This window comes from Micromonospora sp. BQ11 (genome assembly GCF_052068135.1).
Classification (GTDB): domain Bacteria; phylum Actinomycetota; class Actinomycetes; order Mycobacteriales; family Micromonosporaceae; genus Micromonospora.
Window position 1 is genome coordinate 192,952 of sequence record NZ_JBQHDB010000009.1, and the last position, 26,432, is coordinate 219,383.

At 74.4% G+C, this 26,432-nt stretch carries 25 protein-coding genes; 12 read left to right on the forward strand and 13 right to left on the reverse strand.

The genetic code is table 11. From position 1 onward, the window contains the following. Window positions 1-47: 47 nt before the first annotated feature. Window positions 48-1,511, reverse strand: a complete 1,464-nt coding sequence (locus ACTMSW_RS20250) for a hypothetical protein (protein ID WP_441182198.1) — start codon at window positions 1,509-1,511, stop codon at window positions 48-50. A gap of 114 nt (window positions 1,512-1,625) precedes the next feature. Here ACTMSW_RS20250 and ACTMSW_RS20255 point away from each other — a divergent pair, with 114 nt between their 5' ends. The 6 genes from ACTMSW_RS20255 (at window position 1,626) to ACTMSW_RS20280 (ending at window position 4,749) form a co-directional block, all read left to right on the forward strand. Continuing rightward, window positions 1,626-2,135, forward strand: a complete 510-nt coding sequence (locus ACTMSW_RS20255; RefSeq protein ID WP_441182199.1) for a DinB family protein — start codon at window positions 1,626-1,628, stop codon at window positions 2,133-2,135. A gap of 20 nt (window positions 2,136-2,155) precedes the next feature. Continuing rightward, window positions 2,156-2,551, forward strand: coding sequence for a cupin domain-containing protein (locus tag ACTMSW_RS20260; RefSeq protein ID WP_441182200.1), 396 nt, complete (start codon window positions 2,156-2,158; stop codon window positions 2,549-2,551). A gap of 61 nt (window positions 2,552-2,612) precedes the next feature. After that, window positions 2,613-3,137, forward strand: a complete 525-nt coding sequence (locus ACTMSW_RS20265) for a DUF2087 domain-containing protein (protein ID WP_441182201.1) — start codon at window positions 2,613-2,615, stop codon at window positions 3,135-3,137. A gap of 50 nt (window positions 3,138-3,187) precedes the next feature. Then, complete coding sequence (locus tag ACTMSW_RS20270; protein ID WP_441182202.1) at window positions 3,188-3,661, forward strand: MarR family winged helix-turn-helix transcriptional regulator; 474 nt, start codon at window positions 3,188-3,190, stop codon at window positions 3,659-3,661. A gap of 74 nt (window positions 3,662-3,735) precedes the next feature. After that, entirely contained in the window at window positions 3,736-4,146 is a 411-nt protein-coding gene (locus ACTMSW_RS20275; RefSeq protein WP_441182203.1) for a DUF6069 family protein, read from the forward strand. A gap of 171 nt (window positions 4,147-4,317) precedes the next feature. Continuing rightward, window positions 4,318-4,749, forward strand: a complete 432-nt coding sequence (locus tag ACTMSW_RS20280; protein ID WP_441182291.1) for an Hsp20/alpha crystallin family protein — start codon at window positions 4,318-4,320, stop codon at window positions 4,747-4,749. A 49-nt stretch (window positions 4,750-4,798) separates the two neighbouring features. Here the strand turns inward: ACTMSW_RS20280 and ACTMSW_RS20285 are convergent, their stop codons facing one another. Further along, window positions 4,799-5,773: a helix-turn-helix transcriptional regulator gene (locus ACTMSW_RS20285; protein ID WP_441182204.1), complete on the reverse strand. Its 975-nt coding sequence runs from the start codon at window positions 5,771-5,773 to the stop codon at window positions 4,799-4,801. Between the two features lie 152 nt (window positions 5,774-5,925). On the opposite strand from ACTMSW_RS20285, the gene ACTMSW_RS20290 reads away from it, so the two are divergent. Further along, the gene (locus ACTMSW_RS20290; protein WP_441182205.1) at window positions 5,926-6,924 is read left to right on the forward strand and encodes a tyrosine-type recombinase/integrase; all 999 of its coding nucleotides are present in this window, start codon (window positions 5,926-5,928) and stop codon (window positions 6,922-6,924) included. A 73-nt stretch (window positions 6,925-6,997) separates the two neighbouring features. After that, window positions 6,998-7,126 carry a hypothetical protein gene (locus ACTMSW_RS20295; protein WP_441182206.1) on the forward strand — a complete coding sequence of 43 codons (129 nt, stop codon included), beginning with the start codon at window positions 6,998-7,000 and terminating at the stop codon, window positions 7,124-7,126. A gap of 5 nt (window positions 7,127-7,131) precedes the next feature. On the opposite strand, the gene ACTMSW_RS20300 is transcribed toward ACTMSW_RS20295, so the two are convergent. The 3 genes from ACTMSW_RS20300 to ACTMSW_RS20310 are packed head-to-tail and all read right to left on the reverse strand — an operon-like array spanning window position 7,132 to window position 10,405. After that, the gene (locus ACTMSW_RS20300; protein WP_441182207.1) at window positions 7,132-7,497 is read right to left on the reverse strand and encodes a VOC family protein; all 366 of its coding nucleotides are present in this window, start codon (window positions 7,495-7,497) and stop codon (window positions 7,132-7,134) included. Between the two features lie 35 nt (window positions 7,498-7,532). Continuing rightward, a complete protein-coding gene (locus tag ACTMSW_RS20305) occupies window positions 7,533-8,696 on the reverse strand; it encodes an outer membrane protein assembly factor BamB family protein (protein WP_441182208.1) in 1,164 nt (387 codons plus the stop codon). A gap of 5 nt (window positions 8,697-8,701) precedes the next feature. After that, window positions 8,702-10,405, reverse strand: coding sequence for an acyl-CoA dehydrogenase family protein (locus ACTMSW_RS20310; RefSeq protein WP_441182209.1), 1,704 nt, complete (start codon window positions 10,403-10,405; stop codon window positions 8,702-8,704). A gap of 117 nt (window positions 10,406-10,522) precedes the next feature. Between ACTMSW_RS20310 and ACTMSW_RS20315 the strand changes: the two genes are divergently transcribed. Further along, window positions 10,523-10,981 carry an Rv0361 family membrane protein gene (locus ACTMSW_RS20315; RefSeq protein WP_441182210.1) on the forward strand — a complete coding sequence of 153 codons (459 nt, stop codon included), beginning with the start codon at window positions 10,523-10,525 and terminating at the stop codon, window positions 10,979-10,981. Here ACTMSW_RS20315 and ACTMSW_RS20320 read toward each other — a convergent pair whose 3' ends face one another. From ACTMSW_RS20320 to ACTMSW_RS20350, 7 genes are all read right to left on the reverse strand, one after another. Further along, the gene (locus ACTMSW_RS20320; protein WP_441182211.1) at window positions 10,982-11,680 is read right to left on the reverse strand and encodes an ABC transporter ATP-binding protein; all 699 of its coding nucleotides are present in this window, start codon (window positions 11,678-11,680) and stop codon (window positions 10,982-10,984) included. After that, window positions 11,680-12,648 (reverse strand): ABC transporter ATP-binding protein, encoded by a 969-nt coding sequence (locus ACTMSW_RS20325; protein ID WP_441182212.1) that lies wholly within the window; start codon window positions 12,646-12,648, stop codon window positions 11,680-11,682. Before ACTMSW_RS20325 ends, ACTMSW_RS20320 begins: the two co-directional genes overlap by 1 nt. Continuing rightward, a complete protein-coding gene (locus tag ACTMSW_RS20330; protein WP_441182213.1) occupies window positions 12,645-15,407 on the reverse strand; it encodes an FtsX-like permease family protein in 2,763 nt (920 codons plus the stop codon). The genes ACTMSW_RS20325 and ACTMSW_RS20330 overlap by 4 nt, the downstream gene beginning before the upstream one ends. Next, window positions 15,404-18,595 (reverse strand): FtsX-like permease family protein, encoded by a 3,192-nt coding sequence (locus ACTMSW_RS20335; RefSeq protein ID WP_441182214.1) that lies wholly within the window; start codon window positions 18,593-18,595, stop codon window positions 15,404-15,406. Before ACTMSW_RS20335 ends, ACTMSW_RS20330 begins: the two co-directional genes overlap by 4 nt. Before the next feature lie 137 nt (window positions 18,596-18,732). Then, entirely contained in the window at window positions 18,733-19,446 is a 714-nt protein-coding gene (locus tag ACTMSW_RS20340) for a thymidine kinase (RefSeq protein ID WP_441182215.1), read from the reverse strand. Between the two features lie 53 nt (window positions 19,447-19,499). Further along, entirely contained in the window at window positions 19,500-20,894 is a 1,395-nt protein-coding gene (locus tag ACTMSW_RS20345; protein ID WP_441182216.1) for an MFS transporter, read from the reverse strand. A gap of 22 nt (window positions 20,895-20,916) precedes the next feature. Then, entirely contained in the window at window positions 20,917-21,687 is a 771-nt protein-coding gene (locus ACTMSW_RS20350) for a glycerophosphodiester phosphodiesterase (RefSeq protein ID WP_441182217.1), read from the reverse strand. A 360-nt stretch (window positions 21,688-22,047) separates the two neighbouring features. On the opposite strand from ACTMSW_RS20350, the gene ACTMSW_RS20355 reads away from it, so the two are divergent. Beyond that, entirely contained in the window at window positions 22,048-22,881 is an 834-nt protein-coding gene (locus tag ACTMSW_RS20355; RefSeq protein ID WP_441182218.1) for a nitroreductase/quinone reductase family protein, read from the forward strand. A 36-nt stretch (window positions 22,882-22,917) separates the two neighbouring features. Here ACTMSW_RS20355 and ACTMSW_RS20360 read toward each other — a convergent pair whose 3' ends face one another. Continuing rightward, a complete protein-coding gene (locus tag ACTMSW_RS20360; protein WP_441182219.1) occupies window positions 22,918-23,694 on the reverse strand; it encodes a lysophospholipid acyltransferase family protein in 777 nt (258 codons plus the stop codon). Window positions 23,695-23,903: 209 nt separating this feature from the next. On the opposite strand from ACTMSW_RS20360, the gene ACTMSW_RS20365 reads away from it, so the two are divergent. Together ACTMSW_RS20365 and cydB are read left to right on the forward strand one after the other, a co-directional pair. Next, window positions 23,904-25,316, forward strand: a complete 1,413-nt coding sequence (locus tag ACTMSW_RS20365) for a cytochrome ubiquinol oxidase subunit I (RefSeq protein ID WP_441182292.1) — start codon at window positions 23,904-23,906, stop codon at window positions 25,314-25,316. 14 nt (window positions 25,317-25,330) lie between these two features. Beyond that, a complete protein-coding gene (cydB, locus tag ACTMSW_RS20370) occupies window positions 25,331-26,329 on the forward strand; it encodes a cytochrome d ubiquinol oxidase subunit II (RefSeq protein ID WP_441182220.1) in 999 nt (332 codons plus the stop codon). The last annotated feature ends 103 nt before the right edge of the window (window positions 26,330-26,432 follow it).

Consider the following 26,432-nt stretch of genomic DNA (forward strand, 5'->3'; position numbering starts at 1 on the left):
TGCACGGGGTGCGCAAGAGCCTGCCGGGGCCGGGGCGGACCGACCGGTCAGGTCCGTGCGCCGCCCAGGCCGAGGAGCACGGCCAGACCCAGGGCGCTGCGCGGCGCGTACGGCACGCGCCACAGCCCGCCGTGCGCCGCCGCGTACGCCTCGTCCTGCCAGGGCTGCTCGTGGGTCGGGCCGCCGCCGGTGCGCAGGTCGTGCACCAGCAGTGCGGCCATCAACGTGTTGCTGGTCGACGGCTCGAACACCTCGATGCCGAACCGGTGCGCCCCGGCGTACGCGGCGGCGAGCGCCCGGTTGCGCAGCACCGAGCGGGTGCGGGTCGGTGGGGCGACCGTGAACGACACGACGGCGCCCTGCTCGCGGGCGACGGCCGCGCGCCATCGTTGCAGGCGCTTGGCGAGGGCGTAGTTGGGGCCCTGCTGCGGCACCAGGCTGTCGTTCATGCCCGGGTCCACCCCGGGCGGGTAGTTGCGGTGCAGCAGTCGACCGCCGGAGACGACCCGCAGGGCGCGACGGGCGGCACCGCGACGGGCGTAGCCGCGCTCGGCGTGCCGGACCGCGTCGCCGGGCACGGCGTACACGTCGGTCGGAGTGGCGAGGAACGCGAGCGCGACGTCGTCACGCTCGCGGCGCAGCTGGGCGGTGAGGGCGTCGACGGCGGTGGCGACCCGGACGTTGGTCGCCCCGTCGGCGTAGACGTAGTTGCCCAGCACGAGCCGTCCCTCGGTCCCGCGCAGCCACTCGGCGACCTGCGGCAGGCGGTGCAGCAGGTCGGCGCCCGCGTGGCTGGTCAACGTCGGGTCGTCGGTGCGGGTGCCGGCCGGTACCGGTAGGTGCAGGCGTCCACCGTGACGGCGGGTGGTCTGGAGCAGCCGGCGCCAGATCTCCGGGCGGGGCAGGTCCACCGCCACCACGTCGCCGCCCCAGCGCAGCACCGAGGGAAGCGGGCCCATCTCGGCACCCGCACCGAGCACCACGATCCGCTGGTCGCGCAGGTCGAGCCAGTCCGGGTTGGCGATGACCGCGCCGACCGCCTCCGCGCAGGAGGGCTCCACCACACCGTCGGTCACCCAGGTGTCGAGCCGCCGGCGCAGCGCGCCGCCCCGCAGGCGTTCCCCCCGGTACGGCAGGGAGAACTCCCGCTCGACGGTGCCGTCCCCCTCGACGGTGGCGGTGGCCAGCGGCTCGTGGCGCGCGGGTGCGGCGAACACGTCGGCCAGCGGCCCCTCCCGGCCCTCGTCGTCCACCACGGTCATCCGGGCGTGCAGGGACGCGAGCCCGTCACCGGCGATGGTGAGTGCCGCCTCGCGGGAGAGCAGGCCGGCTTCGACGAGGCGGCGGAAGTGCCCCAGGTAGCCGTGCCGCCAGTCCGTCTCGTGCTCGGCCGCCCGGGCGCCCACCGGGTCCACGGCGCGCAGGGCGTCGGCGACGACCGTGCGGCCGAGAGCGGACGTGCTGCGACTCTCGCCGGTACGGGGGAAGACCACCCCGCGGGGACCCTCCACGGACACCGCCTCCTTCTCTCGGCGTACCGGCCGCCGCCGGTCGCGGCTGCCACTCTGCCGCATGTCCGCTCGGGCCGCAGCGCCGGGCGATCTGCGGCGGCGCACAATGGCGTCGTGACGTTGCCGTTTCCTTCCCCCACCGTGCCGGCCGCCGACCGTACCGAGGTGTTCCTGCGCTACCTGGACTTCTTCCGGTCGACCCTGATCGAGAAGGTCTCGGGCCTGCCGGAGCAGGAACTGCGTCGCAGCCGGCTGCCCTCCGCGTGGACGCCGCTGGAGCTGGTCAAGCACCTGCGGTACGTGGAACTGCGCTGGATCGAGTGGGGCTTCGAGGGCCGTGACGTCGGGGAGCCCTGGGGCGACCGGCGCGACGAGCGGTGGCACGTGACGCCGGAGGAGACCCGGGACGGACTCGTCGAGGCGCTGCGGGCGCAGGGCGCGCACACCCGGGCGGTGGTGGAGGCCGCCGACCTGGATGCGCCCGGCGCTCCGGGCCCGCGCTGGGACGGCGCGGAGCCCCCGCCGTTGGAGCGGGTGCTGTTCCACCTGGTGCAGGAGTACGCCCGGCACGTCGGGCACCTGGACGTCGTGGTCGAGCTGACCGGCGGCCCCACCGGCGAGTGAGGGCGCGGCATCATGGTCCGATGAGGAACGAGCCGATCGAGCTGGCGGCCGCGCTGGCCGGATTCGACCAGCTGTGGAGCCCCCGCATCGTCACCCGGGTCAACGACTACGACGTCCGCGTCGCGAAGGTGGCCGGCGAGCACGTCTGGCACGCGCACGACGACACCGACGAGTTCTTCCTGGTCATCGAGGGCGAGCTGCGCATCGCGCTGCGCGACGGGCCGGGCGGCGCGCAGCGGGAGGTGGTGCTGCCCCGCGGCGCCGTGTACGTCGTACCGCGCGGTGTGGAGCACCGACCGTCCTCGCCCGGTGGAGCGTCGATCCTGATGTTCGAGCCGTCCGGCACGTCCAGCGTGGGGGACCGGCACGAGCCGGTGCCGGACCACGTGGACGCGACCATGGGGCACGCGTTGTAGGCCGTCGTCACCGGGCGATATCGCGTGGCGGGACGCGTACGCCCCTGGCAGGGTGACGGGTGTGACTGCGCAGGTGCTGGCGGGTGCGCTCGCCGACGAGGGGCGGCGAGCGGTGTTCGCGGCGATCGTGCTCGGTGACGCCGACCGGGCGGCGGTGGCCGCCCGCACCAGCCTGACGGTACGGGAGGTGGTCACCGCCGTGCGGCGACTGCGCGACGTCGGTGTGGTCATCGGAGACGACGGTGACCTGAGGGTCGACGGCGGGTGGCTGCGGGAGGCCGCGCGGGACGCGTCGCCGTCGACGCCCGCCCCGGGGCCGGTCGACGCCGGGGAGCGGGTCCTGCGGACCTTCCTGCGCGACGGCGTCCTGGTCGGGCTGCCTTCGCAGCGGGGCCGACGGCGGGTCCTGCTGGCGCACATCGCCGCCGCCTTCGAGCCCGGGGTGCGGTATCCGGAGCGCGCGGTCGACGAGACGCTGCGCGCCTGGTGCGCCGGCGGCGGGTCCGACCACGTGACGCTGCGGCGGTACCTGGTCGACGAGCACCTGCTGAGTCGGGACCAGGGGGTGTACTGGCGCACCGGCTGATCGTCCACGCGGAGACGATCCCGTTCTCAACCAGTTGTTAACCTCGGGGAATGTCCTCGTGCTCGCCGGGCGGCGCTCCCGACCTGATGTTCCTGCTCGCCTCGGCCAGTCACGCCCTGCTGGCCGAGCACGCGGCCGGCCTGGCCGAGCTGGGCATCTCGCCCCGGGCGCACCACGTCCTGTTGCGGGCCCGCGCGGGAGATCTCACCCAGCGCCAGATCGGCGAGGCGTGCGGCATCGACAAGACCACGATGGTCGTGACACTCGACCAGTTGGAGGCCGCGGGGCTGGCCCGCCGCCGTCCGTCGCCCACCGACCGCCGGGCACGCCTCGTGGAGGTCACCGAGCAGGGGCTCGCGGTGCTCGACCGGGCCCAGGAGATCGCCGCGCGGATCCAGCAGCACGTGCTCGCCGGCCTGCCGCCGGGGGAGCGGGAGGCGCTGCTGCGGGCGCTGGGCAGCCTCGTCGCCGGACGCCTCTCCGGGGCCGGCCCGTGCGGTCCGGGCAACCGCCCCGGGTGTTGATCCCGAAGGAGATGGTTTCGAACGGGACCATCTGCTACGGTCGCTCTCGTCGAACCCGCGATCGAGGAGCAGCCATGAGTGCGACCGCGCAGCCCGTCACCACCACCTCGTCCGTACGCCGGCGCGCTCTCGGCGTCCTCGCCGCCGTCGCGACCTGCGCCTTGATCTGGGTGATCGGAAGCGTCGCCGGAGTGGACTGGACGGTGACGAGTCCCGGCCGTCCCGCGATGGAGCTCGGGCTGGCGCCGGTCGTCGTGGTCTCCCTCGGTGCGTCGCTGGTGGGCTGGGCGGCCCTGGTCGTGCTCGAGCGCTTCGCCGGTCACCGGGCGACGATCATCTGGACCGCGCTCGCCGCAGTGGTGGCCGTGGCGTCGCTGTTCCCCCTCTTCGGCGTCGACGCCTCCACCGGCGCCAAGCTCGCCCTCGGGGCGATGCACCTGGCGGTCGCGGCCGTCCTCATCCCGATCCTGCCCACCCGCCGCTGACTCCGGCCCGGTCGTCCCGGCGCCCGCGACAGGCCGTCGCGGGCGCCGACACCTGGGCAGGGCGCGTCGGGGTTGACGACCGCGCCGGAACGCGCTAAATACTGAAGAGGAAGTTGAGTCATGTCGACTCAACCCGAGACCTTCGGCCAGGAGACCCGAGGAGGCACGACCATGCTGATGCGTACCGACCCGTTCCGTGAGATCGACCGGCTCGCCGAGCAGTTCTTCGGCACCGCGGCCCGGCCGGCGATGATGCACCTGGACGCCTATCGCGACGGGGAGCACTTCTACGCCGCGTTCGACCTGCCCGGCGTCGACCCCGACAGCATCGACTGCACGGTGGAGCGCAACGTGCTCACCGTCCGGGCGGAGCGCCGCCGACCCACCGGTGACCGCGTCGAACTCGTCGCCGCCGAGCGTCCGATGGGCACCTTCACCCGCCAGCTGTTCCTCGGCGACACCCTCGACACCGACAAGCTCGAGGCGGGGTACGAGAACGGCGTCCTGACGCTGCGGATTCCGGTGGCCGAGCGGGCCAAGCCCCGCCGGGTCACCATCACCGCCGGCAGCAACGGCAACGGACGCAAGGAGATCCACGCCTGAACCCGACCGCGCCCGCGGGACGCCGCACCGCCGTCCCGCGGGCGCGTCGTCACGTCGGGTACAGCGCCGCCAGCGCCCTCGCGGTGCCCCGGAACAGGTCCCGTAGCTCGGCGGGGGCGAGCACCTCCACGTCGGCGCCGAGCTTGAGCAGCTCGATGTGGCCGTGCCGCACCGACTCGATCGGCACCGTCGTCCGCAGCCAGCCCCGTTCGTCCGGCTCACCGGCCGCCGCGCGGGCCGCCCGGCTCATCGCCGGCGGGAAGACGTGCGTGGCCAGTTCCAGCGCCGCCACCGTCATCCGGACCTGCGCCTCGGCGCGGTACACCCCGCGCTCGTACCGGTCGGCGTGCTCCTGCCAACAGCGGGCCAGGTCGAAGTCGGCCGGGCGCTCGAACCGCTCGTCGAGGACGGCCAGGTCCAGGATCGCGGTGACCCGAAAGGTGCGGACCTGTCTGCCGGCGTCGGCGACCAGATACCACCGTCCCGCCTTCAGCACGACACCGAGCGGGGCGAGGTCCCGGACGACCTCGCGCGGTTGCTTCCACCGCTGGTAGCGCACCTGGATGCGTCGGTCCTCCCATACGGCCCCGGCCAAGGCGGCCAGGTGCGGAGTCGGCTCCGGCTCGCGGAACCAGGTGGGCGCGTCGAGGTGGAACCGGTGCCGGATCCGCCCGCCCCGGTCGGCCAGTTCCGCCGGCAGCGCGGCCCGCAGCTTCAGCTCGGCGGCGGCCAGGAGCGACCCGAGACCCAGCTCGGCCGCCGGACCGGGCATGCCGGCCAGGAACAGCGCCTCGGCCTCGGCCGCGGTCATCCCGGTCAACCGGGTGCGGTAGCCGTCCAGCAGTTGATAGCCGCCGTCCGGGCCGCGTTCCGCGTACACCGGCACCCCGGCTGCGGAGAGCGACTCGACGTCCCGGTAGATGGTGCGGATCGACACCTCCAGAGCGACGCTCAACTCCTGGGCGGTCATCCGGCCGCGAGTCTGCAGGAGCAGCAGCAGGGACACCAGCCGACTCGCGCGCACCGCACGACCGTACCGTCGATACGGCCGAGCCGTTGTCCGTCGTCACGCTCCGTGCGTCCTCGGACACGGTCGCTGACGGGAGTGGTGGGTGCTCCTCGCCCGTAGGGCGCGCCTGCGCGGCTTTCTGATCCGGGGCTGAGAGCCTTTTTCACATGCTCTCCTCGGACGCTCCGGTGCGGTCCCGCCCGTCGCCCCGCCCGGCCCTGCCCGCCGGACCGACCGACTTCACCGAGGCGTGGCTGCGTAACCGTCGGCTCTCCGCGCACACCCGCGACGCGTACCGGCGGGACATCGCCGGCTGGCTCGCCTGGTGCGCGGCCCGGGACCTCGATCCCCTGTGGGCGAACTTCCTGCACGTCAACGAGTACGCCCGCACGCTGGAGTCCACCCTCGCGGTGCGCAGCGGCCGGCCGTTGACCCCGGCCACCGTGGCACGCCGCCTGTCCGCCCTGTCCAGCTGGTACGACTTCCTGGTCAAGCTGCGGGCGGTCGAGGCCAACCCGGTGGCCGGCGCCGACCGTCCGCGTATCGACCGGGACCACTCGGCGACGGTGGGGCTCACCCCGGACGAGGTGGACGCGCTGCTCGCCGCCGCCGAGGCGGACGCCGGCCCGACCGCCGCCCGCAACCGTGCCGTCGTCGCGCTGCTGGCCGACCTGGGCCTGCGGGTGGGGGAGCTGGTCTCCCTCGACCTGGCCGATCTGGGCGCAGAGCGGGGGCACCGCAGCGTCCGCTTCGTCGGCAAGGGTGGCAAGGCACGCCGGCGCGCCCTCACCCCCGGAACGGCGTACGCCCTCGACGCGTACCTGGCGCAGCGGGCCGCCGACCGGGGGGTGGCGGTGCAGGAACTGACCGGCCCGCTGCTGGTCACCGCCAGCGGCGCCCGGCTGGACCGGCACTCCGTGTTCCGGCTGGTGCGACGGCTGGCCCGGACCGCCGGCATCCCGGCGTGGGCGAAGCTGTCACCGCACTCCCTGCGGCACGCGTTCGCCACCACCGCCCGCGCGGAGGGGGTGCCGCTGGAGGACGTGCAGGACGCCATGGGCCATGCCGACCCGCGCACCACCCGTCGCTACGACCGGGACCGGCACAACCTGGACCGGGACCCGGCGTACGCGATCTGGGCGGCCCGCGCCCGTCGTAGCGGCTGATCCACTGTCGCACCCCGACCGTACGGTCCGGCGATGCGACACGGGGTTGGAGATCTCCTGCGGCGGCGGTTCGGTGGCCGCGTCCACACTGGTCAACCTGGGCGAGGTGGCGCAGGCCGGCGCGACGTGGTGGCTGGAGTACGTGCCGGCCGGCCCGGCGGAGGACATGCGGGCGACGGTGGCGCGCGGGCCGCTGCGCTGACCCGGTCAGCCGCGCCGGCAGATGCAGAACGGCTGGCCGATCGGGTCGACGAGCACCACCCACCGGCCGTCGCCGGGCTGGAAGTCCGGCCGGGTGGCGCCGGCGGCCACGAACTCCTTCGCGGCCAGGTCCAGGTCGTCGACGTACAGGTCGAGGTGGAAGCGCTTGTCGCCGGTCTCGTCCGGCCAGGCCGGCGGGCGGTAGCCGGGTACCAGGCCGAAGCCGATGGCCACACCGGAGGTGGCGACCATCGCGTACTCGGCTTCGCTGTGGGTGATCTCCCCGCCGAGCACACGCTGCCAGAAGGCGGCATGTGCGACGGGGTCGGAGCTGTCGAGGTTGACCATGGCGAGGTCGGCGGTGACTGTCATGCCAGCAGTCTGCTCCGCGTACCTGTCATCCTCTGTCAGGTACGCGGAAGGTTCCACACCGTCGCGCGCTCGGCCGACCGGCACACCAGCCGCCCGGCCGCCTGCCGGCAGTCCCGGGCATCGGCCGGCAGCACCCCGATCACCCGTGGGCCGTCGGCCCGCACCACCGCCACCAGGCGACGGACCCCGTCGGCGGCCGGCCGCAGCAGTACCACCGGCTCGGCCGCGCCCCGCCCGGCCGGCACCGCCCGCCAGTCGCCGCCGTCGGGCCAGGTCCACACCTCGGCCCCGGTGTCCGGCCGTACCGCCCGCCGGACCGAACCCTGGTGCAGGCAGAGCAGGCCCGCACAGGCCCGCGCGGTCACCTCCCCGACTCCGACCGGGCGCTGCCACCGCAGGACGAAGCCCGGCAGGTCGTAGCCGGCGAGGACCCGACCGGCGGACGTGGGATGGCGCAACACCAGCCGGTCGCCGACGACCTGCGGATTGTCCGGTGCGTAGTCGGTCGGCGGAAGCCGCCCCTGGCCGCGCACGGCCCCGCTGCCCACGTCGTGCACCCGGGCCAGACCGCTGTCGTGCACCAGCAGCACCCGCGCCGGCGGACCCGGCAGGACACTCACCACCGCGGTGGACGGCACCGGAGCCGTCCACCGGGTCCGGCCGGTCGCCGGGTCGACGCCGTGCACCACGCCCTCCACCCGGCGACCCGGCTCCAGCGCGCTGCGAACCTCCGTGACGGCGACCGCACCGTCGCCCGCGGCGTACACCCGGTCGGGCCGCCGCCAGCGCTGCACACCGGTCCGCGCGTCGTGGGCCACGGTGGCCACCACCTGCCGCAACTGGTCACGTTCGTGCACGAGCACCAGGTCACCGGCGGCCTCGGCGGCCCAGCCGGTCGCCCCGCCGACGTCGACCCGCCACCGGGGTGGCCCACCCGGCGCCGTCGCGTCGTACGCCGACAGCCGCGGCGGCTCCACCACCAGCAGCGCCTCGCCGGCGGACAGGACCGACGTGCCGACCAGCACCGCCGGTCCCGCCGCGCCGGTCAGGCCGGGCACCGGCGCGGCCGGACCCACCAGCAGGAGGCAGCCGGCCACCACCGCCGCGCCGCGTTCCCACCGACGCGAGCGGGTCGGTGGTGCGACGGCCTCGTCCGGGGCACCCCGGTCGACGCCCAGCTCGATCAGCGGCTCCGCCACGCCGGTCAACCGAGCAGGTCCAGGTGGTGGTGGGCGTCGGCGGCGATCTCCTCGTGGCGCAGCCACCGCCGCGCCCACAGCACGGCGGCCACCTCGGCCTGCTCGTCACCCCACGCCGCCTGCTCCACCAGCAGCGCGGCCGTCAGCGCGTACGCCATGCGCAGGGCCAACCCCCGGGCGCCCGCCACCACCGCGACCGCACCCGGGTCGGCGGCCACCGCCGCGAGGTCGGCCCGCAGCTCGCCGGCGAGGGCGGCGAGCGTGTCGGCGAGCACCGGCGACAACGGCCGGGCGAGGTCGGCGGCGCCGTCGAGGCGACGCAGCAGCGGCACCCCGGCGTCCTCCCGGGCGACCGCCCGCAGCACGTCCACCGCCAGCACGTTGGTGGTGCCCTCCCAGATCGGCAGCACCTGCGCGTCGCGCAGCAGCCGAGGCACACCGGTGTCCTCCACGTAGCCGGCGCCGCCGAAGCTCTCCAGGTACTCGCTCGCGGAGCCCACCGCGAGCCGGCCGGTGGCGAGCTTCGCCAGTGGGGCGACGATCCGCAACTCCGCCGCCGCCTCCGGGTCGGCACCCACCTCCACCCTGCCGAGCAGCGCGAACGCGTGCCCGGCCAGCGCGAACGCGCCGGCCGCGTCCACGGCGAGGGCGCCGAGGGTGGCGCGGTGCAGCGGGTTCGTCGACAGCGGCCCCCCGGCGACGTGCCGGGCCTCGGCGTAGGCGCGGGCGTACGCCAGGCTCCGCCGCATCCCCCCGGCCGCCGCGGCGGCGTTGTGCAGCCGGGTCACCACCACCAGGGTCATCGCCCGGACCAGGCCGGGCACCGCCGGGTCACCCAGCGGCAGCGCGTACGCGTCGTGCAGGCCGATCTCGGCGGTCGGCAGGGCGCGGGTGCCCAGCTTGTCCTTGAGTCGGTGCACCGTCACGCCCGGCGCCGGCGCGTCCGGTGCCACTGCGCCGGCCAGCGGCGAGTCGGCGGCGTACCGGGGTACCAGGAACGGGGCGAGGACCCGGCTGCCCCGCCCGGCGCCTTCCGGTCGGGCCAGGGCGACCGCCATCGTCGCGTCGGCGGCCGAGCAGAACCACTTCTCCCCGGTCAGCCGCCACGAGCCGTCCGCCGCGGGCCGGCCGATGGTGGTGGAACGGGCCAGGTCCGAGCCGCCCTGCGCCTCGGTCATCCACTGCCCGCTGGTGATCGCCGTGGCCGGGTCGGTGGAGATCAGCCGGGGCAGCCACGCGTCCCGCACCTCGGCGTCGACCTCCGGGCGGCTGAGCAGCGCTGCCGCACCGTCGGCCATCGCCACCGGGCAGGAGAACGTGGCCGACTCCGGCCCGTACAGGTGCAGCAGCGCGTGCTGCACCACCCGGGTCGCCGCCCCCCACGTGCCGCGCGCCGCGGGCAGGTAGGGCAGGGCGACCACGGCGTGCCGCGCGGCGGCCGCCCGCTGCTGCCGCCACCCGGCAGAGGTCTCGATCCGGTCCACCCGGGCGCCCCACGCGTCGTAGCGGACCAGGGTCGGCGGGTGCGCCTCCGCGTCCGCTTGCGCGGCCCGCAGCGGTCCGGCCACGTCGGCCGCGAGGTCGGCGAGGCGGCCCTTCGCGGCGGCGTGCCCGGCCGGGCCGAGCTGCCGCTCCAGCCACGAGCGCAGCAGTCGGTCACCGGCGTACGGGTCGTCGGGGGCGGGCACCGGCTGCACGAAGCGGCTCATCGGTCGGCTCCTCGCACGGGGCGTCGGGGGTGTGCGCCGACGGTAGACGATCCGGCGGCGACCGCGACAGGGCCGACTTTCCTGCGCGCGGCCCGGCCCGTTCTCTACGGTCGACGGGTGGGCGCTGAGCAGCGGTGGAGCCGGCCGGCCCGGCGGCACCGACCGGTCCGCGCCGGCCTGGTGTTCGCCGGGGTGGGCGTGGCGCTGTGCTGCGTCGGGGTGGCCGGCCTGGGTGCCTGGAACGTGCAGGTGGTCACCCAGGCCAGCGGTCCGGTGCGGGAGACCGCCGACGGGTTCCTGCGGTCGGTGACCGTCGGGGACACCGACGGCGCGTACGAGCGGTTGTGCGCCGACGCCCGCAGCCGGTGGAGCCCGATCGGGTTCACCAGCTGGATGCGAACCCCGCCGCTGGTCGACGACTACGAGATCGTCGACGTGTCGGTGGCGACCAGCCGGGGCCGCCCCGAGGGGACGGTGGCGGTCCGGCTGACCCGCGACACGGGTGCCACCGAGGAGCGGGAACTGTCGGTGGTGAAGGAGGACGGCGGCTGGCGGGTCTGCGGCGACCCGTACTGATCAGGCGGGAACCGGCGTGGTCTCCTCGGCCAGCCGGCCGTCGCGCAGCACCAGCACCCGGTCGGCCAGGTCCACCAGCGTGGGGTCGTGCGTGGCCACCAGCGCGGTCATCCCCCGCGAGCGCACCAGCGCCCGGAGCAGGTCCATCACCGCCCGGCCGGTCTCCGAGTCCAGCTGGCCGGTCGGCTCGTCGGCGATCAGCAGCGGCGGGTCGTTGGCCAGGGCCCGGGCGATGGCCACCCGCTGCTGCTGCCCACCGGACATCTCGTACGGCCGCTGCGCGGCGTGCCCGCCCAACCCGACCATCTCCAGCAGCACCGCCACCCGCTGTTCCCGCTCGGCGGCCGGCACCTTCGCCAGCCGCATCGGAACCCCCACGTTCTCCGCCGCGGACAGGATCGGGATCAGTCCGAAGGACTGGAACACGAACCCGATGGCGTCGCGGCGCAGCGCCAGCAGCTCCCGCTCGCCGGCGGAGGTCACCTCGTGCCCGGCGACGTGGATACGCCCGGCGGTGGGCCGGTCCAACCCGCCGATCAGGTTCAGCAGGGTCGTCTTGCCGGCGCCCGAGCGGCCCTTCACCGCCACCAGCTCACCCCGGTCGGCGGTGAACGACACCTCCCGTACGGCGTGCACCACCTGCCCGCCGGTGCGGTACTCGCGGCTGACGCCCTCGACACGTACCAGCTCGTCGGCCATCACTTCTCCTTCACGTCCGCGCCGGGGCGCACCTGCACGTGGTCGGGCTCCAGCGTCAGCTTCACCCGGTCCCGCAGCTCCAGCGCGTCGACGAACGCCGCCGGCAGCTGCATCCGACCGGCCCGGTCCAGCACCGCGTACTCCTCGGTGACCAGCTCCTCGACGCCGTCGGCGCCGATGCGCGCCGAGCGGCGTACCTCCGAGGCGGTGCGGCCGTCGCGGATCGCGACGGTCCGGCGGACCTGCGAGGCGACCTGCGGATCGTGGGTGACCACCACGATGGTGACGCCCAGCTCGGCGTTGATCGCGCGCAGCGCCGCGAACACCTCACCGGCGGTCGCCTCGTCCAGCTCGCCGGTCGGCTCGTCGGCGAAGAGCACCTCCGGGTCGTTGGCCACCGCCACCGCGATGGCGCAGCGCTGCTGCTCACCGCCGCTCATCTGACCCGGCCGCCGGTCGGCGCAGTACCCGACGCCGACGGTCTCCAGCAGCTCGACCGCGCGCCGGCGCAGTGCACGACCACGCCGCCCGGCCAGCCGCATCGGCAGCTCGACGTTCTCCCGCGCCGACAGGTACGGCAGCAGGTTGCGGCCGGTCTGCTGCCACACGAACCCGACCGTGTGCCGCCGGTAGGCCAACCGCTTGCGCGGCGACATGGTCAGCAGGTCGTAGCCGGCGACCCGGGCGATCCCGGCGGTCGGCACGTCCAGCCCGGACAGGATGTTGAGCACGGTGGACTTGCCCGACCCGGACGCGCCGACGATCGCCAGCAGCTCACCCTGGTCCACCACCAGGTCCAGGCCCTGCAACGCGACGACCTCCACCCCCTCGGTGGTGAAGATCCGCACCAGGCCGTCGCAGACGATGTGCCCGCGCAGCCGGTCGGCGCCGCCGGCGCGGGCGGCGGCCCGTTCCGCGGCCCGCCGTTGCAGGGTCGCCAGGTCCGGTACGTTGTCGACGACCGTCATGCGTTCTCCTCTCCCACGCGGAGCACCTCACCGAGACGCATCCGCCGGTTCGCCAGATTCTCGACCGTCAGCCCGGCCAGCAGACCCACCACCACCAGGGCCAGCACGCCAGCGACGACAAGCGGGTCCAGTTGGACGCGGGGTGTCACGCCGGGCGTGAACGTGGACAGCCCGAGCGTGTCGCCGAGCAGGCGGGGCAGCGCCACGCCCACCGCGCCACCGGCCAGGGCCGCCGCGCCGACCAGCGGCACCAGCTCGTACACCAGCAGCTGACGGCCCTGCCTGCCGGACAGGCCCATGGTGCGCAGCCGGGACAGCACCCGCCCCCGGCCCCGGGCGTCGGCGACCACCGCGAAGCCCACCGCGAGCACGGCCAGCCCGGTGCCGCCGGCCGCGCCCACCACGAACGCCAGGGCGAGCACCTCGTTGACGCCGGTGCGTTCCAGGTCCTGCCGGCGCGCCTGCCACGTGTCCAGAGCGGCGGGCAGTTCCGGCTCCCGCACCTCGGTGCCCAGCACGGCGGACTGCCGCTCCCGCTGCGCGTCGTCGGCGACCCGCAGCAGCTCCGCCACGGCGATGTCCTCGCCGGCCAGCAGGAACCGGTTCGGGATCACCGGGGTGTCCCCGTACTCGGAGAGGGCCTGCCAGGGCAGCACGACGAACCGGCCCCCGTCCGGGCCCAGCCCGGGGAAGGTGTCGGCGACACCGGCCACAGTGAACGGGAACAGCCGGTTCTGCACGTCCGCCGCACCGCCGGTGGGCAGGTCGGCGGCCACGTCGGGGGAGACCACCGCCGGCACCGGCGCGTCGCCGCGCGTGGCCGACCGGATCACCGCCGGCACGTCCACGTCGATACCGCTGCGCCGTACCACCTCGGCGAAGGCGGGTCCGTCGACCACCAGGACCCGCGCCGGTCCGAGCGTACGGGCATCGGCCTCCTCGCCGGTCAGCAGCGGCCGGTTGCCCTCCGTCCACACCCGGGCCACCGCGTCCACCCCGGCTACCGCGGCGAGCCGGTCTCCGGTGTCGGGTGTGAACGCGTAGCCGGTCAGCCAGGCGTCGGCGGGTACGGCCACGTCGACGGCCCGGTCCCGGGCCCGGTCCACTGTCGTGGTGACCACCGCGCTGAAAACGCCGGTGCTGACGGCCACGATGATCACCGCGAGTGGACCGATGGTCATCGGGGAACCGCGACCGGCGCGAGCCGCGCCGAGGAACAGCATGGCTCCGGAGGCCCGCCCGGCAAACCGGTCCAGCAGTCGCAGCGGCCACGGCAGCAGTCGCAGCGCCACCAGCGCGACCGCGACGGCCACCAGCACCGGCACCGACGCGAGGAACAGGTCGACCCCGTCGTCGGTGTCCAGGCCACGGCGGCGCAGCAGCAGCACACCGGCGACCGCGGCGACGACCACCGCCGCCTCGGCGCTCACCCGGCGTGGCGACGGCCGAGTCCTCGCCACGTCCTGGCGTCGGGCCACGAACGTGACGTTGCGTTGATCGAGCATCCCCAGCACCGCCACCACCACGGTGGTGAACACCGCCAGTGCCAGCACCAGCCACCCGGTCTGGCCCGCGCGGCCGGGCACCCGGGTACCGACCAGCAGGCCGACGAGGACCGCGACCGGCTGCACCAGGGCACTCTCGGCGAGCAGTCGTCGGCCGATCGTCGCCACCGACGCACCCCGGGACCGCAGCAGCGCCAACTCCTCGCGGCGGCGCCGCACACCGAGGTCGGCGGCGAGCAGGACCAGACCCAGCAGGCTGACGACCAGCCCGGTCTGGACGACAGCCAGCAGCGCCCGCACCGACGCCAACTGCCCGGCGAACCGCGTGAGTGCGACGTCCAGGCCGGTCTGTACCACCGAGGAGGGCAACCATTCGGTACGCCGCGCGGCACCCACCGCGGCGGTCACCGCCTCCAGGTTGCCGGTGTTCAGCAGCCGCTCGTCCAAGCGGTGCCGCCAGCTGTGGGTGATCGGCGCACTCGTCGCCGCCGACACCGACGCCGTGCCGGCGGCGTCGGTGACCGCGACGGCGACGAAGGGCTCCCCGTCGTCGGTGGGAATGAGCGGCTCCAGGGCGAACCGCAGGTCGTCCCAGTCCGGCGCGTCGGCCCGTTTCGGGGCGAAGATCCCGCTGACCACCAGCGGGGCCGCCCGTCGACCGGTGACGTTCAGTCGGCTGCCCGGCCGGAGCCCGAACACCTCGGCGACCTGCTCCGACACGGCGACCTGGACGGGCTGGGCCGACGTCGTACGCGGCCAGGCCCCGGCTCGCAGATCCGCGACGTCGGTGATCCCGGTCTGCGTCACCAGGCCGAACAACTTGGGCGCGCCACCGTTCAGCGGCGCTTCGTCCCCGGTGGCGACCAGCGACTTCGGCGCGATCGTCCCGGCGTACCAGCGCTGCCCGACCAGGCCGGGCAGCGGCTGCGGCAGTGCGGTGACGAACCGCTCGCGTTGGCCGATACCGGCATCGGGAGTGGTGCCGGCATCGGGGTCCAGCTCCTGCTGGATGATCACGTCACGGGACAGGTGCGGCAGCGCCGCCACGTCGGCGCGCAGTCCCCGGTCGGCGTACTCGTTGAACAGTCGTGGCGCGGCGGTGAGCAGCAGCGTCGCGACCAGCGTCAGCGCCGCGAGCAGCCCGGCGTGCCCAAGAAACGCCCGGACCCGCCGGGCGGGTTCCGCGCGCAGTGCGCGCCAGCGGGCGACCGTGGTCCGTGACGTCGTGCCGTGCCCGCCCACGCCGGTGCTCACCGGTCCTCCCCGATCCGCAGCTGGCTCGCCGTCAGGCGCCGCCGCATGGTCAACGACAGCCCGGCGCTGGAGGCCAGGGCCAGCAGCAGCAGACCCGCGCCGGTGGCCGCGACCGGTGTCCAGTCGACCTGGAGCAACGGTTGCGGAACGGGCCGGTCTGCCGACGGGGTCAGGATCACCAGTGGTGCCATGGTCGCGGCCACACCGACGCCGACCGCGAGCCCGACCACCACCCCCAGGCCGGCGAGGAACGTCTGTTCGGCCAGCAGCGACCGGGCCACCAGGCGGTGACCGGCGCCGAGGGTGTGCAGGACGGCCAGTTCGGTGGCCCGCCGCCGGGCGGTGGCGCTGACGTCGACGGCGACGCCGACGGCGGCGAGCAGCACCGCGGCGAGTGCGGCGGCGAACAGCGCCCCCCGGGCGCCGACACCGAACGGATCGCCGGCCAGCTCACCGGCCAGGAGCTGCCGGTCGGCCACGACCAGGCCGCCGAGCGCCGTCGCCGCGTCCGAGGCGGCGACGCGTTGCCCGGGCTCCACCGACAGCCACCACTGTTGTGGATCACGGGCGATCGCGTGGTCGTACAGCAGGCGTCCGCTCAGCGACGGCAGGTCGGCCAGCAGTGCCGCCGCCTCGGTGTCGCCGGGTACGGAGTCGACGGCGCCCACGATCATGGCGTCGACCTCGGCCCCGGCCAGGTAGAGGCGGGTCTGTTGACCGACGTCCAGCCGCAACGCCTCCAGCGCCTGCGGGGTGGCCAGCAGTGGCACCGGCCCGTTCGGCGTACCGCGCACGACGGCCGTCTGCACCGGCGCGCCCTGGGTGCCGACGCTCGTATCGTCCCAGGACCACCGGGTCGACAGGGTCGCGCCGACGGCCGGTACGCCGGCACTGGACCCGGCGCGGTCGATCCACCGCCAGTCACCGTCGGCGCCCAGGTCCACCGGGGTGCCGGGGGAGTCGTCCGCGCTGCTGCGCAGGTCCCGCAGGCGCCAGTCGAGGGTCAAGCCCTGCTGCGCGAACGTCTCGACGGTGAACCCGGCCAGGTGCGTCGGACCGGGACCCGCCGGCAGGTCGACGGCGAACCGCAGCGGCTCGCCGTCGCGGCTCGCGCCCACCGGCAGCCGGCGGTGCCCGCCGTGCGGGTCGACGAGCACCACGTACGTCTGCACGGGGACGGTGCTGTCGAGGCCGGCGACACGGGTCAGCACCTCACCGGTGAGACGCCGGGAGCCGGCCGGCAGTGCGGTCGTCGGGGCGACGACGCGGGCCTCGGCGAGGGAGCGCAGCACGTCACCGTCGGCCAGGTCGGGTCGCAGCCGCACCACGTCGGTGGCCTGCCGCGCGTCGAGGGCCACCAGCGATGCCAGCTCCGACGTCGGGCCGAGCCGCAGCGGTTCCCGCCAGGCGGCAAGGGCGACGCGGTTGCCCGGCAGCTGCGCGATCTGGTCCGCCCGCCCGGCCGGAGCCGACCCGTTCGACTCGGTCAGCCGCAGGTCCGCCCCGATCTGGTGGTCGGCCTGATCGGTCAGGGAGCGTTCGCTGGTGGCGGCGAGGCACCAGGCCAGGGTGCCGACGGCGACGGCGAGGGCGAGCAGCAGCACCGGGCCGGCGTGCGGGCGGCGACCGGCCTGCCAGGTGCCGAGGATCGTCGCCGTCCACGGCTTGCGGTCGACCCACCGTTCGGCCAGGCGGGTCAGCGGGGGCAGCAGCCGCAGGGCGAGCACCGCACCGGCGAGCACCCCGATGGTGGGGGCCGCGGCCAGCAACGGGTCCACGTCCAGCGCGCCGGAGCGGCTGCGCGACAGCGGTGACGAGTACTGCCGCAGCTGGTACCAGGCCAGCACCGCGAGCGCGACCAGCAGCACGTCGACGCCGGCGCGCTGCACCGCGCCACGCCGGCTGGGTCGGGAGCGGGCGGCCTGGTCGGCGACGTAACTGACGCCGCGGCGCAGGCCGGGCGCGACCATCGCCAGGGTGCAGCCGGCCGCCGCGAGGCCCGCGACCAGCCACAGCGTGCCGTCGGGACCGTCGGGACGCAGCGACACCGCGGCCAGGGCGGGCACCCGGTCGGCGTACGTCAGCAGCTGCGTGGCCAGCGGCGGCGCGATCGCGGCGGCGGGCAGGACGACCAACGCCGCCTCCCGGGCGGTGAGTCCGGCCAGTTGCCAACGGCCGGCGCCACGGGCGCGCAGCAGCGCGGTCTCGGCGCGGCGGTGCTCGGTGAGCAGGACGGCGACCAGCAGCAGCGCGTACCCGCCGAGCACGACCACCAGGAGCATCGGTGTGACCAGTGCGGACCGCCCGACCAGGGTGGCCCGTTGCAGGCGCTGCACCAGGTCGTCGAGGGTGGTGATGGCGGTGCCGGCGTCGCCGAGCCCGGCGGCGGCGGGCGCACCGGAGGCGACCGTACCGGCGGTGTCGACCAGCCGGTCCAGCGCCGCACCGGTGGTGACGGCGGCCAGGTCGGGCTCGACGAGCCACCCCGCCGAGGCGTTGGTGCGGAAGTGGGTTCCGAAGTCGTCGCGGTGGACGACCAGGGGGCCGTACGTGGCCGAGCCGGGCAGGGTGCCGGTGGCCACCTCCGGGGCGAGTCGCCAGTAGGTGTCGGCCGGATCGAGCGGCTGCCAGACGCCGACCACGCCGACCTCGGTGACCCGGCCGGTGAAGCCGTCGGTGACGGGAATGCGGTCGCCGACCCCGACGCCGAGGGTCGCGGCGACCGGCTCGGCGAGCGCCGTCTGCACCGGAGCGCCGCCCGGCTGGGGCCACGCGCCGGCGGTGAGTCGGGCGCGCGTGGCCAGGTCGTCGAGGAACACCACGGAGGCGTAGGTGCCGCCTCCGGCGTCGGGCACGGCGCTGCCGGTGTCGCCGCGCAGCTGACGCCCGGCGGCGTAGCCGGCGGCGGTGACCCGCGCGTCGAGACCGGACAGGCCGGCGGTGACATGGGCCCGCAGGGCCGTGTCCCGCTCGCGCAGCACCTCGTCGGAGCCGCCGGCGGGGCCCCGCACGAGGATCGAGCGTTCCTCCGGTGTGGCGGCGGCGAGCACGCTGGTGGTGCCGGAGACGACGACATCGTCGTTGTAGGCGCTGAGCCCGGTCAGCGCGGCGGTCGCGACCAGGGTCGCCCCGGCCGCCGCGAGGAGCAGTCCCTTCGCTCCCCGGGCGCGTCGTAACGCGAGCCTCATGTCGTGGTGTCTCCCCGTCCCCCGTGGACGAGCGGCGCCGCTCGCCGTCGTCGTCGCCGTGGAGGAGGGGTGAGGCCGGCCGAAAGGTTCGCGCCGTGATCGAATCGTGTCCAACCGGCGGGGCCGGTGCGCCGGGCCTACCGGCGTGGGCCCAGCTCGCCCGCGCGGTAGTGGCGGCGGCACAGCACCTGGTAGCGCACCTCGGCGGTGTCGACGGTGTCGCCGATGACGACCTGGGCGCCCTCGCGTACCACCTGCCCACCGACGACGCGGGCGTTGAGCCGCCCCTCGCGGCCGCACCAGCACAGCACCTCGACCTGGATGCGGGCCACGGAGTCGGCCAGCTCGAACAGGCGCTGCGCGGCGGGGAACAGGCAGGACCGGAAGTCGGTGGCGAGGCCGAACGCGTACACGTCGACGTCGTAGCTGTCGACCAGCTCGGCCATCTGCTCGACGTGGTCGACGCTGTAGAAGCTGGCCTCGTCGCAGATCAGGTAGTCTACCCGGACTCCCTCGGCCCAGGTGTCGCGCACCAGGGCGCGCAGGTCCAGGTCGTCGGTCACCTCGACGGCCTCGTGGGCGAGCCCGATGCGGGTGGTGACCTGCGGGCCCAGCGACCGGTCGATGCGGGTGGTGACCAGACCACGGCGGCCCTGCCGCGAGTGGTTGTAGTTCATCTGCAACGCCATGGTGGACTTGCCGCAGTCCATCGGCCCCCAGAAGAACTTCAGCGCCGCCGCGTGCAGCGGACGCCCGTCCACGCCGCGCGCCGCGGCACATCCGCCGGGGCTGTGGTCGGGGCCGGGAAGTGGGCGCGCAAGGCAGGTCGGGGAGGCGGCGAGGTCGGTCACGGTCGGGCAGCCTAACCCATCGACCGCCCTGGTCCTGCGGGCGTGCGGCGCCCTCAGAGCACCCGGGGCGGCGTGTTGCCGGCGGCGAGGATGGCCCGGCGCATGGGCACGGCCAGCAGCAGGACGAACCCGACCACGAAGAAGATCAGAAGTGAGACCAGGCCCACCCGATAGGAGTTGGTGAGCTGGAACACCAGGCCGAACGCGAGTGGTCCGAGCCAGCTGGTGCCCTTGTCACTGATCTCGTAGAAGCCGTAGTACTCGCCCTCGCGGCCGGCGGGGATGAGCTGGCTGAACAGCGACCGGCTCAGCGCCTGGCTGCCACCGAGGACCAGGCCGATCGCCGCGCCGAGGACCATGAACGGCACCGGCGCCTCGGCGGGCAGCCGGAACGCGGCGAGGATCACCCCGGTCCACAGCACGAGGCTCAGCAGCACCGTCTTCCACGCGCCGATACGCCGGGCGAGCGCCCCCAGCAGCAGCGCCCCGCCGAAGGCCAGGAACTGCACCAGCAGGATGGTGACGATCAGCGTGGACTGCCCCAGCCGCAGTTCCTCGGTGCCGTACTGGCTGGCCAGGGCGATGACGGTCTGGATGCCGTCGTTGTAGACGAGGAACGCGAGCAGGAAGTACAGCGTCAGCGGGTACGCCTTCATCTGCCGCAGGGTGCGGCCGAGTTGCCGGAATCCGTCGGTGAGCACGTTCCCGCCGCGGGCGGTGAGCGCCTCGGCGGTGGGGTGCTCGCGCAGCCAGCGCAGCGGTACCAGGGTGAACACCGCCCACCACAGACCGGCCGACACGATCGACCAGCGGGCGAGGTCCAGGGTGCGCTGGTCGTTGCCCTCCTCGCCGAGCATGGTGACCGCCACCAGGTTCAGCGCGAGCAGCAGGCCGCCGCCGAGGTAGCCCAGGGCCCAGCCGCGGCTGGAGATGCCGTCGCGGTCGTCGGGACCGCCGAGCTGCGGCAGGAAGGAGTTGTAGACGACCACGCCCGCGCCGAAGGCGATGTTGGCGACCAGGAACAGTGCCCCGCCGAGCAGGTAGCGGTCGCCGGTGACGAAGAGCATGCCGACGGTGGCGGCGGCGCCGGTGAACGCGGCGGCGGCCAGCAGCCGCTTCTTGTGCGCCGTCCGGTCGGCGAACGCACCGACGACCGGCAGCACGAACACCGTCAGGAACACCGACAGCGACACCAGGTACGGGAAGTACGACCCGGCGGCGACCTTGATGCCCAGCGGGTACACGTACCCGGAGCAGGTGTCCGCGCCCAGCTCGCAGCCGGCGGCCAGCTCGGTGACCGTGGTGAGGAACGGGCCCAGGAAGACGGTGATCACCGTGGTGGAGAACGCCGACATCGCCCAGTCGTAGAAGTACCAGCCGGTGCGCTCGCGGCGGGTGCTCGACGGGGAGGGGGTGTCGTCCACCGCCGGGGTGACGGTTGCGGCCATCGCGGGTCCTTCTCGGGGCGGGTCAGGCGGCCCAGTGGCCGCGGCTGCGGTAGACGTCGCGCAGCACGCCGACGTGATCGGTCATGATGCCATCCACGCCGAGGTCCAGTAACTCGTGCATCTCGGCAGGTTCGTCGATCGTCCAGACATGCACCTGCAGGCCGATGCGGTGGCAGTGCGCGACCAGGCGGCGGTCGACCACCGGCACCCGCCCGTAGCGGACCGGCACCTGCGCGGCGACCACCGCCGTGGGCAGCCGCAGTGGACGGCCGGTCAGCGACGCCATCCGCAGCCGGGCCACCCCCCGCATGCCGAGGCTGGTGGCGACGCGGCCCGCGGTGAGCGCGCGCAGCCGGGTCAGCCGGGCGTCGCTGAACGAGGCGAGCAGCACCCGGTCGCCGGCGCTGACCCGCTCGACGGTGGCCACCGCCGGCTCGACGCCCCGGTCGGCCTTGACGTCGATGTTGAAGCGAACCTCCGGCCACGTGCCGAGGACCTCGTCGAGGCGAGGCACCACGGCGGCACCACCGACGCGGACGCTGGCCAGGTCGGCCCACCGCAGGTCGGCGATGCGTCCCCGCTCGCCGGTGACCCGGCGCAGGGTGGCGTCGTGGAACACGACGGCCACCCCGTCGGCGGTGGCGTGCACGTCGGTCTCGACGTACCGGTAGCCCAGGCCGATGGCCCGCGCGAACGCGGCGGTGGTGTTCTCGTCGCCGTCGGCGGCGCCGCCGCGGTGCGCGAAGGCCAGGGGTGCGGGAGCGTCCAGGTACGGGTGCGGGGCGGTCGGCACGCGGGGCAGTATGCCGGTCCCGCGTGGCCGCCGGGTGACCGGCCGGCGACCGGCGGCGGATGCCCGTTTCGCGGTGGTGGCACTCCGGTGGACCTTGCTCCGGGGCCCCGCCCGGTACTAGGTTCCAGTGTCGTGACTGCCGGGTCGGCCTCAGGCCACGAGCGGACAGGGCACCCGGCGAACGCGTGAGCGCCGGGCGGGCCCGAGGTCCGCCGCCGTGTCGCCAGCCGGTTTCTCCCCTCCACGGTCTCCGCACGCCCTCGCGCGTGCCGCAGGACCGTCGCGCCGACACGTGCGCGCCCCTTGGCCACCGTCCCGCCGCGCGGGACGTCACCTGCCCTTTCGGGAGTACACACACGCATGCCGAACACCTTCAACGACGATGTCATCGCGGAGTTCCGCGCCAACGCCGGCCGAGTCGGCGGTTGGTTCGCCGGAGCCCGCCTGCTTCTGCTGACCACCACCGGCGCCCGGACCGGCGCCCCGCACACCACCCCGCTGGGCTACCTGCCCGACGGCGACCGGGTCCTGGTCATCGCCTCCGCCGGTGGCGCGCCGCGCGACCCGCAGTGGCTGCGTAACCTGCGGGCCGACCCGCTCGTCACCGTCGAGGACGGTGTCTTCACCTACCGGGCGCGCGCGGAGGTCCTCACCGGCGCCGAACGGGACCGGCTTTTCGACCGGGCGGTACAGGCCGACGCGGGGTGGGTCGAGTACCAGGAACGCTCCGGCCGGGTCCTGCCCGTGGTGGCACTGGAGCAGGTGCCCGGCCCGCCCACGCCGCCGTCGGGATCGCCCGGAGCGGCTCTGGTGGCCGTGCACGACGCGTTCCGGCGGGAACTGGCGCTGATCCGCGACGAGATCGACGCGTCGGGGCCCCGGGTCGGTGCGCAGCTGCGGGTGAACTGCCTGACGCTCTGCGCGGGCCTGCACCACCACCACCGCATGGAGGACCAGGGGCTCTTCGCGTGGCTGGCCGTCGAGCGGCCCGACCTGGTCGAGGTGCGGCAGCGCCTCGACGCGGAGCACCGCGCGATGGCGGCGCTGCTGGAGCAGTTGCAGGCCGTGCTGGCCACCCCGCAGCCGGACCGGGAGGCGCTGCGCCGCGACGTGGCCCGGCTCACCGGACAGGTGGAGGCGCACCTCGCGTACGAGGAGGAACACCTCGTCCCGCTGTTGGACGCGACCGCCTGACCACTGCCACCGCCGGCGGGCACCCGGGCGCCCGACTCAGCCCGGGGCCCGCCGGCGGTGGGCGCGGCTGCCGTCCAACGGTCGGCCGGGGTCGACGTGTCGGGGTCGGTCGGGTTCGTCGAGACGCAGCGGCACCAGGGTGTCGGTGATCGCGTCGATGATCCGGTCGGTGGCCCGCAGGGCGGCGCCGGGCGTGCCGCGGGTGAGGTCGGTCAGGTCGACGGGCGCGCCGAAGCGCACCCGGACCACCGGGCGGCGCAGCATCGACCGGGCGATGCCGCGCAGCAGCCCCTCGGGTGCCCGGTAGGGCACCACCTCGTGGGAGCCCCACTGGGCGACGGGGATGACCGGCGCGTCGCAGTGCAGGGCCAGGCGGGCGGTGCCGGTCTTGCCGCGTTCGGGCCAGAGCCCGGGGTCCAGACCGATGCGGCCCTCCGGGTACACGAGGATCACCGAACCACGACCGACGGCGGTGGCGGCGTCGTCGAGGGCGCGGCCGGCGGCGGCGGTGCCCCGGTCGACGCGGATGTGCCCGGCGCGGCGCATCGCGGTGCCGACGAGCGGGGCGCGGAACAGTCCGCCGGTGGCCATGATCCGCGGGGCGACGCCCACGGCCCGGCAGGCGGCGGCCAGCACCACCGGGTCGAAGGGGCTGATGTGGTTGGCGGCCAGCACCAGGGGACCCCGGCGCAGCGACGTCGGTACCTCTCCGGTGACCTCCAGCCGGGCCACGGCGCCGACCAGGGCGCGGGCCAGCAGTTGCGCGGCCCGCCAGATCAGCGGCGGCTGCCATCCGGAGTGTGCGGTGTCCATCAGCGGGACATGCTCGCACGGTCGGTCCGGTCGCGGGGGACGGGGCGGGGCACGTCAGCCGCCCGGGGTCGGTGCCCGCCTGCCGAGTGGCCCGGGGTGATCAGGGTCATTGGTCCCGGGCTGGTTCGGGACCCCTGCCCCTGCCCATTCTTCTACGACGGGCAGTAGTATTTACTACGTCTTGTAGTATGCACAGCTGGGGGTATCAGGTGGACGCGTTGGACGTCGCCCGCTGGCAGTTCGGTGTCACCACCGTCTACCACTTTCTCTTCGTACCGCTGACCATCGGCCTGTCCGTGCTGGTCGCGATCCTCCAGACCCTGTGGCACCGCACCGGCAACGAGAAGTACCTCAAGCTCACCCGGTTCTACGGCAAGCTCTTCCTGATCAACTTCGCGATGGGTGTGGTCACCGGCATCGTGCAGGAGTTCCAGTTCGGCATGAACTGGAGCGACTACTCCCGCTTCGTCGGCGACATCTTCGGCGCACCCCTGGCCATCGAGGCCCTCGTCGCGTTCTTCCTCGAATCCACCTTCATCGGCCTGTGGATCTTCGGCTGGGACCGGCTGCCCCCGCGCCTGCACCTGGCCAGCATCTGGGCCGCCGCGATCGGTACGAACCTGTCCGCGTACTTCATCCTCGCCGCGAACTCGTTCATGCAGAACCCGGTCGGCTACCGCATCAACCCCGACACCGGCCGCGCCGAGCTGACCGACTTCGTCGCCGTGCTCACCAACAAGGTCGCTCTCATCACCTTCCCGCACACCATCGCCGGCGCGTTCCTCGTCGCCGGCTCGCTGCTGGTGTGCGTGGCCGTGTGGCACCTCATCCGCAACCGCGACTCCGCCGACACCCCGGCCTACCGCTTCGCCGCGAAGTTCGGCTCGTGGGTGACGCTGATCGCCGCCTTCGCCGTGGTCGTCACCGGCGACATCCAGGGCAAGATCATGACGCAGGTGCAGCCGATGAAGATGGCCGCCGCCGAGGGCCTGTACGAGACCGAGAGTCCCGCGTCGTTCTCCGTGCTCACCGTCGGCAGCCTCGACGGCTCCCGCGAGCTGTTCGCCATCAAGATCCCGTACCTGCTGTCGTACCTGGGCACCGGCGACCCCGAGGGCACCGTCCAGGGCATCAACGACCTCCAGGCCCAGTACGCCAGCCAGTACGGCGCCGGCAGCTACACCCCGATCATCCCGGTGACCTACTGGAGCTTCCGGTTCATGATCGCCTTCGGTCTCGCCGCCGCCGCGATCGCCCTGCTCGTGCTCTGGACCCACCGCAAGGGCCGCACCCCGACCAGCCGGTGGCTGCTGCGCGCCGCCCTGGTCATGCCGGTCCTGCCCCTGCTCGCCAACTCCTTCGGCTGGATCTTCACCGAGATGGGCCGCCAGCCGTGGATCGTCTTCGGCGAGATGCTCACCCGCGACGGCGTCTCCCGCAGTGTCTCGCTGGCCGAGGTCCTCACCTCCTTCACCGCGTTCACGCTGATCTACGCCACCCTCGCCGTCGTCGAGTTCAAGCTCCTCGTCCGCCACGCCAGGGCCGGCGTACCCGACGTCACCCCGGCGCCCGAACCCGACGACACCGACGACGCCGAGCGCCCGCTCGCCTTCGCCTACTGAGACCGGAGCACCCCGTGGAACTGACGACCATCTGGTTTCTCCTCGTCGCCGTCCTCTTCACCGGCTACTTCATCCTTGAGGGCTTCGACTTCGGCGTCGGCATGCTGCTGCCCGTCCTCGGCCGCGACGACCGCGAACGCCGAGTCCTGATCAACACCATCGGCCCGGTCTGGGACGGCAACGAGGTGTGGCTGATCACCGCCGGTGGCGCCATGTTCGCCGCCTTCCCCGAGTGGTACGCCACCCTGTTCTCCGGCTTCTACCTTCCGCTGCTGCTGATCCTGCTCGCGCTGATCGCCCGCGGCGTCGCCTTCGAGTACCGCCACAAGCGCCCCGAGGCGGCCTGGAAGCGCCGCTGGGACGCCGCGATCTTCTGGGGATCGCTGCTGCCGGCGATCCTGTGGGGCGTGGCGTTCGCCAACATCCTGCGCGGCGTACCCCTGGACGCCGACCACGAGTACGTCGGCGGCCTGCTCGACCTGCTCAACCCGTACGCCCTGCTCGGTGGCGCGACCACCCTGGCCCTGTTCCTCACCCACGGCGCGGTGTTCATCGCCCTCAAGACCGTCGGCGACGTCCGCGAGCGCGCCGGCGCGCTCGCGGTGCGCCTCGGCGTGGCCACCGCCGTACTGGCCGTGGCGTTCCTGTCCTGGACGCTGACCATCCGCTCCAGCGCGGCCGCCGTCGTGTTCGCCGTCGGCGCGGCACTGGCGCTGCTCGGTGGTCTCGCCGCCGCCCGCGTACGCCGGGAGGGCTGGGCCTTCACCGGCACCGCCGTGGCCATCGGGCTGGCCGTGGCCACCCTCTTCGCGGCCCTGTTCCCGAACGTCCTGCCCTCGACGCTGGACGCCGCCGGCACGCTCACGGCCACCAACGCCGCCTCCACCCCCTACACCCTGAAGATCATGACCTGGGTGGCGGTGGTGTTCACCCCGATCGTGCTGGCCTACCAGGGCTGGACGTACTGGGTGTTCCGCAAGCGCATCGGCGTCGCCCACATCCCGCAGCACTGACCGTCATCCCCCCACCGAGCCGAAGGTCGGCGCACCGGCGTTGTCGTAGGTCAGCATCATCACGCCGGTGCCCGGCGCGCTCGCCGTACTGCGCTGCACAGCC